The 17,222-nt window shown below is 72.9% G+C and carries 8 protein-coding genes; 3 read left to right on the forward strand and 5 right to left on the reverse strand.

All coding sequences use genetic code 11. The features are described from left to right. Window positions 1–55: 55 nt before the first annotated feature. The 5 genes from EV375_RS20075 to EV375_RS20095 form a co-directional block, all read right to left on the reverse strand. Complete coding sequence (locus tag EV375_RS20075; protein WP_130300660.1) at window positions 56–3,964, reverse strand: type I polyketide synthase; 3,909 nt, start codon at window positions 3,962–3,964, stop codon at window positions 56–58. Continuing rightward, window positions 3,961–9,186 carry a non-ribosomal peptide synthetase gene (locus EV375_RS20080; protein ID WP_165434777.1) on the reverse strand — a complete coding sequence of 1,742 codons (5,226 nt, stop codon included), beginning with the start codon at window positions 9,184–9,186 and terminating at the stop codon, window positions 3,961–3,963. The genes EV375_RS20075 and EV375_RS20080 overlap by 4 nt, the downstream gene beginning before the upstream one ends. Window positions 9,187–9,379: 193 nt before the next feature. Beyond that, window positions 9,380–11,839, reverse strand: a complete 2,460-nt coding sequence (locus tag EV375_RS20085; protein ID WP_130300662.1) for a SpoIIE family protein phosphatase — start codon at window positions 11,837–11,839, stop codon at window positions 9,380–9,382. Between the two features lie 196 nt (window positions 11,840–12,035). Then, on the reverse strand, window positions 12,036–13,268 hold the full coding sequence (locus tag EV375_RS20090) for a pyridoxal phosphate-dependent aminotransferase (protein WP_130300663.1): 1,233 nt from the start codon (window positions 13,266–13,268) through the stop codon (window positions 12,036–12,038). 100 nt (window positions 13,269–13,368) lie between these two features. Further along, a complete protein-coding gene (locus tag EV375_RS20095; protein ID WP_130300664.1) occupies window positions 13,369–13,860 on the reverse strand; it encodes a CHRD domain-containing protein in 492 nt (163 codons plus the stop codon). 326 nt (window positions 13,861–14,186) lie between these two features. Here EV375_RS20095 and EV375_RS20100 point away from each other — a divergent pair, with 326 nt between their 5' ends. From EV375_RS20100 to EV375_RS20110, 3 genes are all read left to right on the forward strand, one after another. Beyond that, window positions 14,187–14,459 (forward strand): hypothetical protein, encoded by a 273-nt coding sequence (locus EV375_RS20100; RefSeq protein ID WP_207228193.1) that lies wholly within the window; start codon window positions 14,187–14,189, stop codon window positions 14,457–14,459. A gap of 292 nt (window positions 14,460–14,751) precedes the next feature. After that, window positions 14,752–15,321, forward strand: coding sequence for a DUF2617 family protein (locus EV375_RS20105; protein WP_130300665.1), 570 nt, complete (start codon window positions 14,752–14,754; stop codon window positions 15,319–15,321). A 126-nt stretch (window positions 15,322–15,447) separates the two neighbouring features. Beyond that, complete coding sequence (locus tag EV375_RS20110) at window positions 15,448–17,139, forward strand: polyamine aminopropyltransferase (protein ID WP_130300666.1); 1,692 nt, start codon at window positions 15,448–15,450, stop codon at window positions 17,137–17,139. The last annotated feature ends 83 nt before the right edge of the window (window positions 17,140–17,222 follow it).

Raw genomic sequence — 17,222 nt, forward strand, 5'->3', positions numbered from 1 at the left:
GCACGAGTACGCCGGGCGGCCGGGCGCCCCCCTTTCCGGGGCGCCGGTCGCTGCGTCAGGCGTTCCGCAGTGCGTTCCTCACCTGCGTGACCATGGGTGTGAGGACGCGGCGGCCGCCGATCTCGTGGAACTCCGGGTCGTGGTCGGCGATGGCCCGCTCGACCGAGCGGCCCCACAGGACCGGGTGGTCGATCTGGGCGGCGAGTTCGCCCGCGATGCCTTCCGCGGAGTGCGGCCGCGCCGTCGTGTTGGCGATGACGGGCACGGACGGCGGCGCCCACGCAGGTGCGGCCCTGTCCAGAACGGCACTGAACTCGCGCGCGGCAGGCCCCATGAGCCGCGAGTGGAAGGGCCCTCCGACGTCGAGCCTGCGCACCGACCGGGCTCCGCTTCCGAGCAGTACGGACGTCAGGTCTTCGAGCTCGTCGTCCGGGCCCGCGAGGGTGTGCAGACGCGGGGCGTTGGCGGCGGCGAGGTCGACCCGCGTCGGGCCACGCTCGTCGAGAACCGCTCGGATCTCCTCCTCCGCAAGGCCGTTGACGGCGATCATTCCGCCGCCGGAGACGCGTGCCATGGCCGCGCCGCGCTCCGCGGCGAGCCGCAGCCCCTCGGTGAACGGGAAGACCCCCGCGGCCTCCAGCGCGTTGTACTCCCCGAGGCTGTGGCCCAGCACCACGGCCGGCCGGTCCCCGTTCTGCTCCCGGTGCTGCCGCAGGGCCAGCGCGTTCACGGTGTAGAGCGCGGGCTGGGTGTACGCGGTGTCCCTGAGCGGGCGCCTCGGGTCTCCGGCGCACAGGTCCGCGACCGAGTACCCGAGGACCTCGTCAGCCTCGGCCGTCAACTCGGGGTAACGGGCGAAGAGTTCGCGTCCCATCCCTTCGAACTGGCTGCCCTGGCCGGGGAAGAGCAGCGCTGAGGGACGGTGCCGGCGGTGCTCACCGCCGGCCGGCGCCGGGACGCGTCCGGGCCTGTCCGCTGCGAGTGCCCGGTCGTAGGCGGCCGCGAGGTCCGGGAGCCGGGGCGCGTCGAACATGCTGAAGTGGTGGCCGGGAACGGCTGTCGCACGCAGCTCTCCGGTGAGCAGATGCTGCCAGCCCTCGATCGTGCAGTCGGCGGGGGGCGCGCCGTCCGCAACGCTCAACAGCTCGTCCGGCACGGGCTGTTGAGCCGTGAAGAGATGGACGGGGCCGCCGTAGCGGCGCGGCCGGTACCCCGCCAGGGCCCGGTCGCACACGCGCCACACCTCGTACATGCCGCGCAGCTCGCGGACGGTGGCCTCGCTCCAGCCCGACGGGCGCACCGACTCGATGGCCTCGTCGGCCGTGCGCGGCGGGTGGCCCGGCTCCGGGGCGGGAAGCCCGAACATCAGCCGCAGCAGCCGGGGATACAGGGCGAGGAACTCCTGCTCGCTCAGCGCCCGGTCGCCCGGCTGCGGCGGCGGGGTGTCCCACATCAGTACCCGCTCGACCTCCTCGCCCGCCTCGGTGAGCAGGTGGGCGGTCTCCAGGGCGACCGCACCGCCCATCGAGTAGCCGCCGACGCGGTACGGGCCGTGTGCCCGCACCCGGCGGATGAGGCGGACATAGTGCTGCGCCATGCGCGGGACGGTGGTCAGGGAGCCGGCCAGCGCGGACGGGTAGCCGATGCCGTACACGGGGCTCGCATCGTTGCTGTGCGCGGCGAGCGCCTGCGCGAAGGAGACGGAGCCGCCCGAGGGGTGGATCAGGAACACCGGCACGTTCCTCTCCGAGCGGTCCGGGCGGCCCTCCTTGACCAGCACGGTGGTGTCGCCGGCGTGGCCGGGGCGGCCGGCGTGGCCCGCACCGTCCTCCTCGTCGTCCTCGTCGTGCCGTCCCGTGGACCACTCGGCCACCCGGCGGGGCGTTCCCAGCGCGGTGAACCGCTCCAGCGTCAGGTCCGCGCCGAGTTGCCCGCGCAGCGCGTCGACGAGGCCGATGGCGTGCAGTGAGTCACCGCCGAGCTCGAAGTAGTCGTCGTCGGGGCCCGCCGACGCGATGCCCAGGTGAGCCCGGAAGAGGGCGGTGGCGGTCTCCACGGGGCCGACGGCGCCGTCCGCTCCGGTGGGTTCCGGTCCCGCGTCATCCGGTCCCGCGGCCTCCGGTCCGGCGTCATCCGGTCCGGCGTCATCCGGTGCGGGGCGTTGGCGCTCCTCACCGCGGCTCTCCGGCTGCCGGTCGCCGGGCTCCGGCTCGATCCAGTGGCGGGTGCGCCGCAGCCGCAGTCCCGGCAGCCGTGTCTTCCGCGCCTCGCCCGCGCCGCCCGCCCGGGGGGAGCCGGCGCCGGAGTGCCCGTGTGCGGCCCGGTCCTCCCGGGCCGCAGCCGCGTCGAACCGGCCTTCGCGCACCTCCCGCAGCCCCGCTCGCGCCTGCTCCATGTCGCCTGCGGTCACAGCGGTGCGGCACGGCAGCGCGAGCCGGCCGCGGGCCAGCGTGTGCGCGAGGTCGTCGAGCCGTGTCCGCGGATTCCGGTCCAGGTGGGCCAGCAGGTCGCCGGCGAGCTCGCGCAGGCGGTCCGTGTCGGGCGCCGACAGCGGCAGCACGTGGCCCACGCCGGAGCCCGGCCGGAACGCCCCACGCGCGGGGGGAGCCGGCGCCCTCTCCAGCACGCAGTGCGCGTTCGTGCCGCCGATGCCGAGGGACGTGACGGCGGCGGCGTCGACGGGCCGCTCCGGCCGGGTCAGCCGTCGGTGGACGACGAAGGGCGTCTCCGACAGGCGCAGTTCGGGGTTGGGCTCGGTGAAGTTGATCTGCGGCGGGAACCTCTGGTGTTGCAGCACCAGTGCCGTCTTGATCAGTCCGGCGATGCCCGCAGCCGCGTCGAGGTGCCCGATGTTCGCCTTGATGCTGCCCAGCGCGCACTCGGCCGGCGGATCGCCGGTGGTCTCGTACGCCTGTTGCAGGGCGGCCACTTCGATGGGGTCGCCGAGGTAGGTGCCCGTGCCGTGCGCCTCGACGAAGCCGACCGCCGAGGCCGGGACGCCGGAGACGTCCAGGCACGCGCGGACGACCTCGTCCTGGCCGGCAGCGCCCGGCGCGCTGTAACCCGCCTTCGCCGAGCCGTCGTTGTTGACGGCCGTACCGGCGACGACGGCATATATGCGGTCCCGGTCGGCGATCGCGTCGTCGAGCCTCTTCAGTACGGCCACTCCGCAGCCGCTTCCGCGCACCATGCCCGAGGCGTCGGCGTCGAACGGACGGCAGTGGCCGTCGCGCGCGAACGTGCCGCCCGCCTGATGGCGGTAGCCCACGGTCTGCGGTGTGAACACGCTGACTCCGCCCGCCACCGCCACGTCGCACCGCCCCGACCGCAGTGCCGCGCACGCCTCGTCGACGGCCACGAGCGAGCTGGAGCAGGCCGACTGCACGGTGACGCTCGGGCCGCGCAGATTCAGCGCGTACGAGACGCGGGTGGCCAGGAAGTCCTTGTCGTTGCCGAGCAGTACGGGATACGTGAACGCCTGGTCGCGGTGTTCCGCCGAGCGCAGGACGTTGTGGAGCAGGTACGAGCTGAGGCTGGTGCTGCCGAAGACGCCGACGCGTCCGCCGTGCGCGGTGGGCGGTGTGCCCGCGTCCTCCAGGCCCTCCCACACGCATTCGAGGAAGATCCGGTGCTGCGGGTCCATGAGCCGGGCCTCGGCCGGGGTGATCCCGAAGAACTCCGCGTCGAACTCGTCGATGCCGGGTAGGTCGGCGCCGAAGGGCACGTAGTCAGGGTCGTCGGACCGGCTCTGCGGGACTCCCGCGGCGCGGAGTTCGGCGTCCGAGAAGCGGCGCACCGCCTCGGTGCCGGAGGACAGCATCGACCAGAGGGCGTCGATGCCGGCCGCGCCGGGGAAGCGGCCCGCCATGCCCACGATCGCCGTTCGCCCGCTTCCCGCGCCGGGCCCCGAAGGGACGCGGGCCGGGGCGCCGGTGGGGGTGCCCGCCGGGGTGCCGGTGTTCAACTCCCCTCACCCGCCTTCTCTTTCATGCACAGCCTGTGGACGTGGGCGGCGTAGGTGCGGACCGTGGGGTGGCTGAACACGTCGACCATGCGCAGGCCCGACAGCCCGAAGCGCTCGGTGACCTGCTGGTGGATGAGCGCGACGTGCAGGGACGCACCGCCGATGTCGAAGAGCCGCTCGTCCGGGTCGAGGGCGTCGACCGTGATGACGTCGCGCCAGATCCCGGTGATCTGCTCCTGAACCGACGCCAGACCGGGCACCGCGGCCTCCGTTTCCGACGCCGCTGCCGCTGACGCCGCCTGAGCCTGCGCGGCCCCCGGTTCCGGTACCGCTGCCGGTCCCGTCGTCGGCTCCGTCCCGCGCGCTGTTCGCGGCTCGCCCTGCTGACCGGCGGCGTCCCGCACACCTCCCGCCGCCGGCGGGACGGGCAGCGCCGCGCGGTCGATCTTGCCGCCCTCGGTGAGAGGGAAGCCTTCCAGCGCCGTGAGTACGCGGGGGACCATGTACGCGGGCAGTCTCGCGGCGGCCACGTCCGTCAGTTCCCGCGAGGTGACCTCCTGCCCGGGAGCGGTCGTGTAGTACCCGGCCAGATACGGGCTGCCGGGCCGGTCCTCGCGCCTGACGACGACCGCGTGCGTGACGTGCGGGTGCGCGCGCAGGGCGGCCTCGATGTCGCCCGGCTCCACGCGGAAGCCGTACAGCTTGATCTGCTCGTCGCCGCGGCCCACGTAGTCGACGGTGCCGTCGGGACGCCACCGGGTCAGGTCGCCGGTCGCATAGAGCCGTTCACCGGGGGGACCGAACGGATCGTCCGTGAAGCGCTCGGCGGTCAGTTCGGGGCTGCCGAGATAGCCGTGGGCGAGTCCGGGCCCGCCGAGGTGGAGTTCGCCCACGACCCCCACCGGCACGAGCTGCCGGTGCGAATCGAGGATGCGGACCCGGGTGTTGGGGGTCGGACGGCCGATCGGCACCGGTGCGGTGACGTCGTCCGGGGAGTTCATGACGTGGTACGTGGCGTAGGTCGTGGCCTCGGTCGGCCCGTAGGCGTTGATCAGACGCATTCCCGGCGCGGCCTCGAGCGCGGCCGCGGCGAGCGCGGGGTTGAGCACCTCGCCGCCGACCACGAGCGTCTCCAGCCCGGCCAGGGAGGACGGGGCCGCCTCCACCTGTCGGTGGAAGAGCGCCGTGGGCATGTCGGCGTGCGTGACCGCGTGCCGTGCCATGTGGGAGGCCAGTCCGTCGGGGGTCAGGGCGCCCGACGGCGGCAGCACGAGCCGCCCGCCGTTGCCCAGCGTGCCCCACATGTCGAAGGTGACGAGGTCGAAGGAGAGCGACGCCACGAGCAGCAGCCGGGTCGCGGTGCCGATTCCGGCCCAGCGGGGCGCGCCGAGGGCGAGGTCGACGACGGCGCCGTGCGGGATGCGGACGCCTTTGGGTTTCCCGGTGGAGCCCGACGTGTAGATGACGTAAGCGATGTCCTCGCCGGTGAGGGCGACGGCGGGCGGGCGGGAGGGGCCGGCGGCGATCGCCGCCCGTTCCTCGTCGAGGAGCTCCTCGGTGAGGGTGACCACGAGGTCCGCGTCGTCGGCCATGAACGAGAGGCGGTGCTCGGGATACGCCGGGTCGAGCGGCACGTACGCGCTGCCGGTCTTGAGGACGGCGAGGAACGCGACGACCGCGTCGCTGCCGCGCGGCAGGCAGACGCCCACCCGCGAGCCGGGCTCGGCACCCCGTTCGGCGAGATAGTGGGCCAACTGATCCGCACGGCACACCAGTTCGCGGTACGTCAGCTCCTCCTCGTCCGACACCACCGCCACGGCGCCCGGCGTGGACTCCGCCCAGTGGTCCACGAGCTGGTGCACGCACACGTCCGCTCCGGCCGTGCCGTGCGGGGCGGCGCCGGGCGGTCCGCCGGCGAACGTGCCGAGGATCTGCGCCTGTTCGGCCGCCGTCAGCATCGTCAGCTCGTGCACGGGCAGGTCCGGCTCCGCCGTCGCCGATTCCAGGACCGCGCGGAAGTGGCCGAGCATCCGCTCGACGGTCGCCGCCCGGAACAGGTCGGTGCTGTACTCCGCCGTGAGGCGCAGTCCGCCGCCGGGGTCCGGGATGAGGTTGACGGTCAGGTCGAACTTGGCGATGCCCGTGTCGTAGTACTCGAAGGACGACTCGATACCGGCGAACGTCATCTCGTGCCGGTAGACGTCCTCGGGGACCAGGCACACCTGGAGATACGGGTTCTCCGCCCCCGACGTGCCGCCCAGCTCCTCCAGCAGCAGCCCGTAGGGGGCCCGTTGACGGGCGTATGCGGCGGTGACCGTCCGCCGGGTGCGGGTCAGGAGCTGGCGGAAGGAGGGCGCGCCGTCCAGGTCGGCGCGCAGCGGCAGCATGTTGAGGTAGTAGCCGACGGCTCCGGCGGTCCGGAGCTGGTCGCGCCCGGAGAAGGGGGCGCCGACGGCCACGTCACCGGTGCCGCAGTACCGGGAGAGCAGTACGTGGAGGGCCGCCAGGAACGCGCTGTAGCGGGTGGCTCCGGCGGACCTGGCCAACTCCTCGACACGGCACACCAGTTCGGGCGACAGGTGGCCGCGCACGAGCGCCCCGTTCCCCGAGGCCGTCTCGGGACGCGGGAAGTCCGTGGGCAGGTCCGTCGTCTCAGGCAGGCCGGCGAGCTCCTCCCGCCAGTACGCCACGTCGTCGTCCATGTGGCCGCCGGTGACCAACTCGTGCTGCCACAGCGCGAATTCGCAGTACTGGCTCTCGGTCGGGCCGAGACCGTGGGGGCTGCCGGTGGTGTACTGCGTGTAGAGCGTGGAGAGTTCGGCGAAGAGGATGTCCGCCGACGCTCCGTCGAACGCGCTGTGGTGCAGGGTCAGCACCAGCAGGTGCTCCTCGTCCCCGCACCTCACCAGATGTGCGCGCAGGTGCGGGCCGCGGGAGAGCTCGAACGGTCGGTGCACCGCGTCCCGTACGGCCTGCCGCAGCGCGGCGTCCCGGTCCCCGGCGGTGCTCACGTCCCCGGTGGTCATCTCCACCGGTTCGGCCGGGCGGACGATCTGCCGCAGAGTGCCGCCGCTCATGACGAGGTCGGTGCGCAGGGCCTCGTGCCGCTCGACGACGGTGTCCAGCGCGTAGGACAGCGCGTCGCGGTCCAGCGGTCCGCGCAGCCGCAGTGCGAGGGGTTCGTTGTATACGGCGCTCCCCGGGTGCAGCGAGTCGTGGAACCAGAGTCCGCGCTGCCCGTACGTCGCGGGAACGGGTTCGCCGGGCTGCGCGGCCCGCATCCGAGGGGGCGCGGCGGGCGCGGGACCTGCCGCGGTGTCCGGCGGCGACGGTTCGGCGAGCGTCCTGCTGACCACTTCCTGAAGGTCGCCGAGGTCGTCCGCCAGCAGGATCTCGAGCACCGGCACCTCTCTGCCCAGGCGCTCGGTGAGGTCGGCCGCCATCCGGCCGGCGGCGAGCGAGTCCCCGCCGTTCGCCAGGAAGGAGAGCCCGGGGTCCGGCGTTCCGCTCGTGCCGGACGTGCTGCCGAGCACCTCGTTCCACAGGCGCAGCAGTTCCGGTTCGACCTCGGTGTCCTGCGGGTGCTCGCCGACGGCCGGGCCGAGTTCCGGGATGTGGGTGTCGGCGGCGAGGGCCGCTCTGTCGATCTTGCCGTGCTCGGTCAGCGGGAACCTCTCCCGCACGACGATCCGGTGGGGCACCGCGTACCAGGGCAGCCGCTCTCGCAGCTGCTTGCGGACACGGGCCACGTCGAGCGACTGGCCGGCGGGGCCGGGCGCCGGCACGACGTACGCGACGAGCTGATCGGCGCCTGAGCCGGCGCCGGCGCCCTCAGCGGGGGCCGTGCTGCCGTCGGCCTTGCCGCCGGTGGGGCCGGCGGGGGCGCCGGGCGCCGGGAGCTTGAGCACGACGGCCTGCGCGAGCCCCGGCTGGTCGAGCAGGGCGTGCTCGACGTCCCCGGGCTCCACCCGGTGACCGCGGATCTTGATCATGTGGTCGACGCGGCCGAGGAAGGTGTACACGCCCTCGCTGTCCACGCGGACGATGTCCCCGGTGCGGTAATACGGCCGAGGCGTGCCGTCCTCGGCAGTACGCGTGTAGAAGGCGGGCCGGTCCCCGTCCTGCGGGTGCATGTAGCGCCCGACTCCCGCACCGCCGATGTGCAGTTCCCCGCGTGTGCCGTCGGCGTGGTCCCGGTCCGCCCCGTCCGCTCCGGCGGCCGCCGTCCCCTCCGGCTCCGTCTCCAGCGGCTCGACGAGCAGGTCCGTGGCGCGGATCGCGGTGCCGATGGGCGTGCGTTCCGGCCCTTCGTCGGCCTCCGTCACCTCGTACATCGACACGCACACGGAAGCCTCGGTGGGTCCGTAACCGTTGATCAGGGTGAGTCCGGGAAGGGCCCGCTTGATCTCGCCGAGCAGGCCGCGGGGAATGGGCTCGACGGCGACGATGATGCGCTCCAGCGAGCGCAGGTCGAGCCCGGACCGCAGCCCCTGCGCCATGGCGGGCAGGAAGGCCGCGGGAACGTACGCGTGCGCGATGTGCTCGTCGGCCAGCCACTGCGCGAACTCCGCGGGGTGCCAGCGGCGGTTGTCCGGCGTGACGACGAGTTCGCCGCCGGTGGTCAGCGACGTCCAGGTCTCCAGCACGGCAGCGTCGAACCCCGGGCTCGCGCATGTGCTGTACCGGCTGCGGGGCGCCAGCCGGCGCCTGGCCACGCACTCGTCAAGGAGGTTCAGGATGCCCTCGTGCCGGATCACGATTCCCTTGGGACTCCCGGTCGACCCCGAGGTGTAGATCACGTAGGCGTCGTCGGAGGTCACCCGGGCGGAGTCCCCGCACGATCCGGCCGATATGTGCTCGTGCGGGTCCGGCCCGCTGATCACGGCGGCGGGCGCGGCGTCGGCGAGGATGCTGTCGATGCGCTGCCGCGGGTAGGACAGATCGACCGGCAGATACGGCTTGCCGCAGCGCATCGCCGCCAGAGCGGCGCACACCTGGTCCGGGCCGGGTTCGATCAGTACGGCGACCGGCCCCGGCCGGTCCGCCACGAGGGGCCCGAGCTGCCGGGCGAGTGCGTGGGAGGAGTCGCGGAGCTCCCGGTAGGTCGCGGCGTGCGTTCCGGACCGTACGGCGACGGCCGACGGGTCACGCTCCGCGGCTGCGTCGAAGCGGCGCAGCAGGGTGTCCGACTGTGTCCTGGGGGTGACTGCCTGCTGTGTCATGGCGGTGCTCGCAGGGTCGGCGTGCATCAGCGTTGCGCCCTGGCCGCGGGCCCCCGGGTCCCTCCGGCCGGTCCCGGCCGGACGTCTCCCGATCCGGGTTCCTGGCGCCAGGTTCCGTGCTCACGTACCTCCAGCATATGCGCCGACGCGGAGGTACCCGATCAACTCCGTTGCGGGGCAAGGAATCCCGTGGTCAGCCGGTGACCGGAAGCTCGAACCAGACCACCTTGCCGGAGGTGACGGACCGCGCCCCCCACTTTCCGGCGAGCTCGTTGACGAGTACCAGCCCCCTTCCCCACTGGCCGTCGGCGGTCAGCTCCGCACGGTGCGGAAGACGCTCGTCCGCGTCGGAGACCTCCACCACCAGGCTCGCGCCCTTGGCCAGCTGGATCCCGACGTCTCCCCGCCCGTGCTGGAACGCGTTCGTGACCAGCTCGTTCGCCAGCAGTCGGGCCGTCTCCCGCAGGGCGTCGAGACCCCAGTCGGTCAGCGTCCGGTCGATGAGCTGCCGGGCCCGGGAGGCCATGGCCGCCTCGGGCGGAAGGGTCCAGCGCACGCTCCTGTACCCCGGCATGGGCGTCGCCCGGGCCATGAGGACCGCGAGGTCGTCGCCCGCCGACCAGGGCGCGAGCTTGCCCACCACGTTGTCGCACCACTGCTGCACCGACAGGACGGACGGCCCCGGAGCGGTCAGCGCCGACTCCAGCGCCTCGATGCCCTCGTCTATGTCCTTGCCCCGCTGTTCGATCAGGCCGTCCGTGTAGAGCACCAGCGTGCCGCCCTCCGGCAGCACCAGGTCGGTGACGGGATAGTCCGGTACGCCGAGCCCGATGCCGAGCGGCACCCCCGGCTCGACGGGGACCGGACCGGTGGAGCTGTCCCGGTGCCGCAGCATCGGCGGCGGGTGGCCGGCGCTCGCGATGCTGCACTCCCGGGTCACGGTGTTGTACACGGCGTACAGGCATGTGGCGTGCTGCATCGCGGGACTGCTCTCCACGATGTTGTCCAGCCGGGTCAGCAGGTCGACCGGCTCCAGGTCGAGCCTCGCGAGCGTGTGCATCGCGGTGCGCAACTGGCCCATACCGGCGGCGGCGTGTATGTCGTGGCCCATCATGTCGCCTACGACCAGCGCGACGCGGTGGCCCGAGAGCGGTATGACGTCGAACCAGTCGCCGCCGACGTCCGCGGAACGGCTCGTGGACCAGTAGTGGTAGCCGATCTCCAGGCCCTGCCGTACGGGTATCTCCTTCTCGCCCGGCAGCATGGTGCGCTGGAGCGCCAGTGCCGTCCGGCGCTCCTCGTCGTACATCCGTGCGTTGTCCAGATTCAGGGCGGTGCGCGCCGTGAGTTCCTCGGCGACCCGCCGGTCGTCCTCGTCGAGGGGTTCGCGTTCCGCGGACCGGCCGAACGTGACGAGCCCGAGGCACAGGCCGCGGGCCACCAGCGGCGCCATCACGACCGAGCCGAGCCCGGCTTCCCGGAGGCAGGGCAGGGCTTCCTCCGAGGCGAGGGCCGCGGCCTGTTCTTCCTCGAGCCTCTCGGCGTGCCAGGAGAGCCCCGAGAACAGGCTCGTGTGCGCGTGAGATCCCACCGGGTGCTCGTGCCGTCGGCCGGAGACCGCGGAGCGCGGCCTGCCCGAGGGACCGTCGGCGGCGGCGCGTCCGGCGAGCAGGATCGTGGCCACCGGGCTGCCGTGGTCGGCGAAGGCGCTGCCGTCGAGGAAGTCGGTGCGCATCTCCACGGTGGCGACGTCGGCGAAGTCGGGCACGACGAATTCGGTCAGCTCCCGCGCGGTCTTCGTCATGTCCAGGGTGGTGCCGACCTTGCTGCCGGCCTGGTTCACCATGTCGAGCCGCTGGCGCACGGCGGAGGCCTCCAGCAGGGCGGTCTCCCGCTGCGTCACGTCGACGATCAGCCCGCCCAGGCCCAGTACGCGGCCGTCCTGTGCGGTCAGCCGGAAGAACGTCACGGACCAGACGTGGTCACGGTCCCGGTGGCCCTCGGTACGGCCGGAGATGAGGACGTTGTGCAGGGGTACGCCGGTCTCCATGACCTTGCGCAGGTGCTTCTCGTACTCGCCCCGGTCCGCGGGCCGCACGACCTCGCTCACGCTGCGCCCGACGTGGTCCTCCGCCGGTATCCCGTTGAAACGGGCGAGCACGTCGTTGACCATCACGTAGCGGAGATCCGTGTCGAGAATCCCCATGCCGTGCGGAGAGGTCTGCACGAAGGCGTCCATGAAGGGCGCGAGGCCCCCGTCAGGGGCGGACGCGGCCCTTCCTTCCCCGGTGCCGCCTCCGCCGTCGTGCTGTGCCGGGTCGCTCACCTCGCACAGCAGCCCGGTGGCGGCCCGTCCCTCCGGTTGTCCCCGCGTTGCGCCCTGCGCGCCGTCCTCCCACAGGGGTGAGCAGATCAGCAGTACGTCCTGCTGCGCCCCGTCACCGAACGTCATGGGCACGACCCGGCTGTAGTCCTCCCCGGCCGCGGCGCGGTCCCTGGCCTCGGCCAGTGCGCTCTGCGCGGTCTCCGCGAACAGCACGCGGCAGTGCCTGCCCAGCACGGCGGCGGCCGGTCGGCCGAACCATGCGGCGGCAGCGGGGCTCCACGACGTCACGTGCGCCGCGTGATCGATGGTGAAGGTGGCTGTAGGCATCTTCTTCCAGGGCTGTGTTGGATGAATTGCCCGTTTTTAGTGTATTTGTCGATTCTCGCTCCTGCCCGGCGGTGCGGGCGACGCCGGACCGCCCGGGCTTCCGCCCCCGGATCATCCGTGCCAGCCACCCCGCGGCCCCGTGTGAACCCCGTGACGAGCAGCTCCGGGGACATGGGTCGGCGCTCTCGGCGGGGCCTCAGCCGGGAGCGCCCTTCAGTCGCGTGACGGCGTCCGCCAGCACCTCCTGCCGCTTGCAGAAGGCGAAGCGGACGAAGGGGGCGCCCGCCGTCTCGTGGTCGTAGAAGACCTGCGTCGGCACCGCCACCACGCCGCAGCGTTCGGGCAGTGCGAGGCAGAAGTCGATGCCGGAGCTCTCGCCCAGGGGGCGGATGTCGGTCGTGACGAAGTAGGTGCCGGGCGCTCGGAAGACGCCGAAGCCCGCCTCGGCGAGGCCCTGGGAGAGCAGGTCACGCTGGGCGCGCAGGTCCTCACGCAGCTGCGTGTAGTAGCTGTCGGGCAGGGCCAGCGCTTCGGCGACCGCGTACTGGAAGGGCCCGGCCGAGACGTACGTGAGGAACTGCTTCGCGGAGCGGACCGCGCTCACCAGCTCCGGCACCGCCGTCACCCAGCCGACCTTCCAGCCCGTGAAGGAGAAGGTCTTGCCGGCCGAGCTGATGGTGACGGTGCGCTCGCGCATGCCGGGGAACGACGCGATCGGGATGTGCTCGCCCTCGTAGACGAGATGCTCGTAGACCTCGTCGGTGACCACCAACAGACCGCGTTCGACGCAGAGTTCGGCGATCGCCGCCAGCTCGTCCCGGCTGAGCACCGTGCCCGTGGGGTTGTGCGGCGTGTTGAGCAGGATCAGCCGCGTGCGGTCGGTGACGGCGTCGCGCAGCTCGTCCAGGTCCAGCCGGAAGGTGCCCTCCCCCTGCGCGCCGCCCTCCGAGGGGGACGGCCGCAGCGTGACGGGAACGCGGGTGCCGCCGGCCATGGCGATGGCGGCGGCGTACGAGTCGTAGTACGGCTCCAGGGCGATGACCTCGTCGCCGGGCTCGACGAGCGCGAGCAGCGCCGCGGTGATGGCCTCGGTCGCGCCGGCGGTGACCAGCACCTCGGTGTCCGGGTCCGGGTCGAGGCCCAACTGCCCGTACCAGCGCCGCTGGTGGGCCGCGACGGCCGTGCGCAGCTCAGGGACGCCGGGGCCGGGCGGGTACTGGTTCCCGCGTCCGTCGCGCAGCGCCCGCACGGCGGCCTCGCGCACTGCTTCGGGGCCGTCGGTGTCCGGGAAGCCCTGGCCCAGGTTGATGGCGCCCGTACGGGCGGCGAGGGCGGACATCTCGGCGAAGATCGTGGTGCCGAACTCCGCGAGGCGCCGGTTGAGCAGCGGGCGTCCCGTGGCTCCCTGATCAGCAGTCATGGCGGTCATCCTGAGGGAAGCGTCCGCGTTCCTCAACTCCCTGACCGCAGCGCACGGAACCCCCGCTGCCACGAACGGTCGCGGCAGCGGGGCCACCTGTCATGAGCCGTCAGAGCTGGCCGCGAACGGCCCCGGCCGGGAACTGCGCGTTGTGGACGTTGGTGTAGAAGAAGAACGGGTTCCGCTTGATGCCCTCGAGCTCCCAGTAGGTCAGCACGGTCGAGGCGTTGGCCTGGGTCTGGGTCCGCTGCGCGCGGATGCAGCCGGAGGACGAGCCGTTCTCGGGCGGCGTGTTCAGGGTGACGATGACCGGGCCTGCCTCGCCGCTCTGTCCGATGTGGATGTGGGCGGCGGTCGGGGGCGCGACGTTGCTGACGCTGAGCTTGTAGCAGAGCTTGCCGTGCGAGATGCGGTACAAGAACCTGCCGGTGCCGTCGGGGTCGCCCGGGCCGGGAACCTCCTGCGCGCCGTCGAGCAGTACGACGTGCGTGCCGTGGCCGCCGACGGCGTCGGCCGGGGCTGCGGTGGCGGTGCCGGCCGTCGAGGCCAGCAGGGCAGCGGCCCCGAGTGCGGCCGTGGCGGCAGCGGTGGATACGCGCATGCGAATGCTCCTCTTCTCTTCCGTGCACGATCAGTGCTGGATCAAGAACGCTCCGTACATGGCGGTCGATGGCGACGCTATGCACGGCACGGGACATCCGCATCCGCAGCGGGCATTCGGCCCACGCGCACGCATTCCGGGGGGATGTGCGCTGCCGCGGTCCCCAACCTCTCCTCTTCCTCAACTGTGCTTTGAGGAACGGGAGTGCGGGGCAGGAGCGCCACACGCCGGCAGGTGGCCGGCGGGTTCGGGCGTCCTGGGGGCGTCCGGGCCCGGGTGCAGAGCGGTGCGAGGCGGCACCGCGCAAGTGATTGGGGGAACCGCCCATGGTCGGTGTCGCTGAAGTGTTCGTGTTCATGGTCTTCGTGGGAATCGTCGTCGGGATCGTCGCGGTCGTCGCGAAGAAGTCCTCCTCGTCCTCCGGGGGCGGCCGCAAGCGCCGTGGCCGGTACTCGGGCGGCGGCGCTGCCGCGGGCGGCGGCTGGTGGGCCGGCGGCGGCCACGACGGCGGTGGTTCCTGCGGCGGCGGTTCGTCCTGTGGTGGCGGCGGCTGCGGTGGGGGCGGCGGTGGTGGTGGTGGCTGCGGAGGCGGCGCCTGACCTTCGCGCCCGGCCTTCCGCGCGGGCACGCGCAGGGGCCCGGACCGCCTTACAGGGAATCCGTCCCTCCGTCGAGAGAGCCCGGCAGTTGAACATCTGAACTGCCTGGCCCCCGGGGGGATGGAAACCCGGAGAATTTGGGCAATAGAGCTGTGGCAGCACACATTTCATGATTCGGTGATTCTGTATCCCCGGAACTGGCGTGGGTACGAGCCGCCGGCGCACGACCCCTTGTCACTCGTCGGGAGAGCGCCCGGTTCACCCCTCCACTGTGTGTCTGCGGAGCCGACCCATGCTCACCACTCTCTCCACCCCGTACACCGACACCCGCGCGGACGACCTCGCGTGGGCCCTCGGCCGCGGGCCGCTGCCCGCGCTCGCCTGCCGAGAACTGGAACTCGACGGCGTCACCGTCCAGTTGAGGCTCCTGGGTGCATCGCACCAGGTGATCCTCGACGAGGACGGACGCACCTGCTCGGAAACCGTCGCCTGCATGCCCGGCAGCACGCCGCTGCCGCTCGCCGTCTCGCGCCGAACCGGCGCGTGGGACTACGACTTCGCGGCGCGCGTCGAAACGCTCACGCCCGCCTCGTTCGCGGGCCGCGCCCAGGAGTTGCTCGAACTCGTCTCCGGCCATCCCGGCGGTCTCACCGGTGTGTTCCCCGGCGCACCGGACGCGTTCACCGCACTGATGGTGCAGCGGTCGGCGGGCCAGGTGCGCTGGCGCACCTGGCACTCCTATCCGCAGGAGCTCCGGCTGGTCTCCACCCGTACATGCGTGGTGCGTTCGGCCGTGCGTACGCGGTGCGCCCCGTCCTCGGCGCTCTCCGGGACCGCCGAACCGTCCGCGACGGTGCGGTAGTTGACCGGCTCGAACTCGTGCGCCCGGACACGGGGTGTCCGCGGCCGCTTCGCCTCGCGCGGTCCGCGGCCGCGGACCGCGCGTGGGTGACCGGGAGCACGGAAGCCGTCACGTAGCGTTCGCGCCATGACCGACCGCCTTCTCGCCCAGCCCCAGGACGCGCAGCTTCCGGTGCCCGCCGGGCTCGGTCGCGGGCTCGTTCTCGCATCGGTCTTCGTCTGTGCGGCCTGCGGTCTCGTCTACGAGCTCGAACTCGTCGCGCTCGCCACCTACTTGGCGGGCGACTCGGTCACACAGGCGTCCGTCGTCCTGTCCGTGATGGTCTTCGCGATGGGCATCGGCTCGCTTCTCGCCAAGAGACTGCGCTGCCGGGCGGCGACGGGATTCGCCGCCGTGGAGGCGCTGCTTGCGGTGGTCGGCGGCGGTTCGGCGATGGCGCTGTACGCGAGCTTCGCCTGGTTCGGCGGCGCGCACGTCGCGCTCGTCGGCTTCTCGCTCGCCATCGGGGTGCTGATCGGCGCCGAGATGCCGCTGCTGATGACCCTCATCCAGCGCATCCGGCACCAGGACGCGGGCGGCGCGGTCGCCGACCTCTTCGCCGCCGACTACGTGGGCGCGCTCGTCGGCGGGCTGACCTTCCCCTTCCTGCTGCTGCCGTTCTTCGGCCAGTTGACGGGGGCTCTGCTGACGGGCGTCGTGAACGCGGGCGCGGGCGGAGTCGTCGTGCTGTGGCTCTTCCGCCACGACGTGAGCACCCGCACACGCTGGGGGCTGCTCGCCGCGAACGGCGCGGTGGTGGTGCTGCTGGTCGCCGCCACGTCCTTCGTCGCCCCGTTCGAACGGGCCGCGCGGCAGGCGGTGTACGGACACGACGTGCGGGTCGCCGTCGGCGACGGCGAACGCGAGGCCGTCCTCACCGGCGATCCGGACCCCACGGCATACCGGCACGGCGCCGAGCCGTTGCGGTTCTTCCTCGACGGGCGGATGCGGGCCTCGTCCGCCGACGGCGACCGCTACCAGGCCTCCCTCGTCAGCCCCGCCATGGCCGCCGGCCGGCACGGGCGGGTGCTGATTCTGGGGGGCGCGGACGGGCTGGCCCTGCGCGAAGTGCTCCGTCACCCGGGCGTGCGCGAGGTGACCGTGCTCGGAGGCGACGAGGCAGCGGTGCGGCTCGCCCGCACGGACCCGGGGCTGCGGCGGCTCAACGAGGACGCCTACGCCGACCCGCGCGTACGTGTCGTCCACGATGCCGGGATCTTCGAATGGCTGCGGGACCGGGCGCGGGATCCGGGGGCAGCGCCGTACGACGTCGTCGTCTCCGACCTTCCCGAACCCGGGGTGCGGGACGTCGCGAAGCTCTACTCGCAGGAGTTCTACGGTCTGGTGGACCGGGCGCTGGCGGCCGACGGACGTCTCGCCGTGCACGCCGGCCCGGCCACCGCCGACCCGCGCACGTACTGGACGGTGGAGGCGACGCTGCGGGCCGCCGGGCTGCGCACCTCTCCGTACGTGGTGCCCCGCTCCCGTGACCGGGGTCCCCGTGACAGGGGTCCCCGCGACAGGGACGCCCGCGACCGGGGTCCCCGCGACTGGGGGTTCGTGCTCGCCTGGCGCGGCGGCCCGGCGAAGCCCCGCACCGAGGCGCCCGCGGGCGCCTCGGAGCTGACGGCCGTGAGCGGCGGCGGCGCCGCGGGCGACGGCGGGGTGTCACCGCCGTACCCGCTGACTGCGCATCAACTGCGTTCGGCCGGGCTGCTGGCGGAGCGGACCCGCGTGCCGGGCCTTCCGCCCTCCACGCTCACGCGCCCTCGCTACTGACCTCCTGCCGCACGGGCCTCCTTCCGCACCGGCTTCCTTCCGCCCCCACGCGGGTGCGCTGCGCGCCGGAACAGCGCAGACCG

This window comes from Streptomyces sp. CNZ301 (genome assembly GCF_004217425.1).

Bases quoted from the DNA above. Each gene is read 5' to 3' on its own strand.
- EV375_RS20105 (WP_130300665.1), top strand. From the start codon at position 14,752: ATGCTCACCACTCTCTCCACCCCGTACACCGACACCCGCGCGGACGAC.
- EV375_RS20085 (WP_130300662.1), bottom strand. From the start codon at position 11,839: ATGCCTACAGCCACCTTCACCATCGATCACGCGGCGCACGTGACGTCG.
- EV375_RS20080 (WP_165434777.1), bottom strand. From the start codon at position 9,186: ATGACACAGCAGGCAGTCACCCCCAGGACACAGTCGGACACCCTGCTG.
- EV375_RS20095 (WP_130300664.1), bottom strand. From the start codon at position 13,860: ATGCGCGTATCCACCGCTGCCGCCACGGCCGCACTCGGGGCCGCTGCC.
- EV375_RS20100 (WP_207228193.1), top strand. From the start codon at position 14,187: ATGGTCGGTGTCGCTGAAGTGTTCGTGTTCATGGTCTTCGTGGGAATC.
- EV375_RS20090 (WP_130300663.1), bottom strand. From the start codon at position 13,268: ATGACCGCCATGACTGCTGATCAGGGAGCCACGGGACGCCCGCTGCTC.
- EV375_RS20110 (WP_130300666.1), top strand. From the start codon at position 15,448: ATGACCGACCGCCTTCTCGCCCAGCCCCAGGACGCGCAGCTTCCGGTG.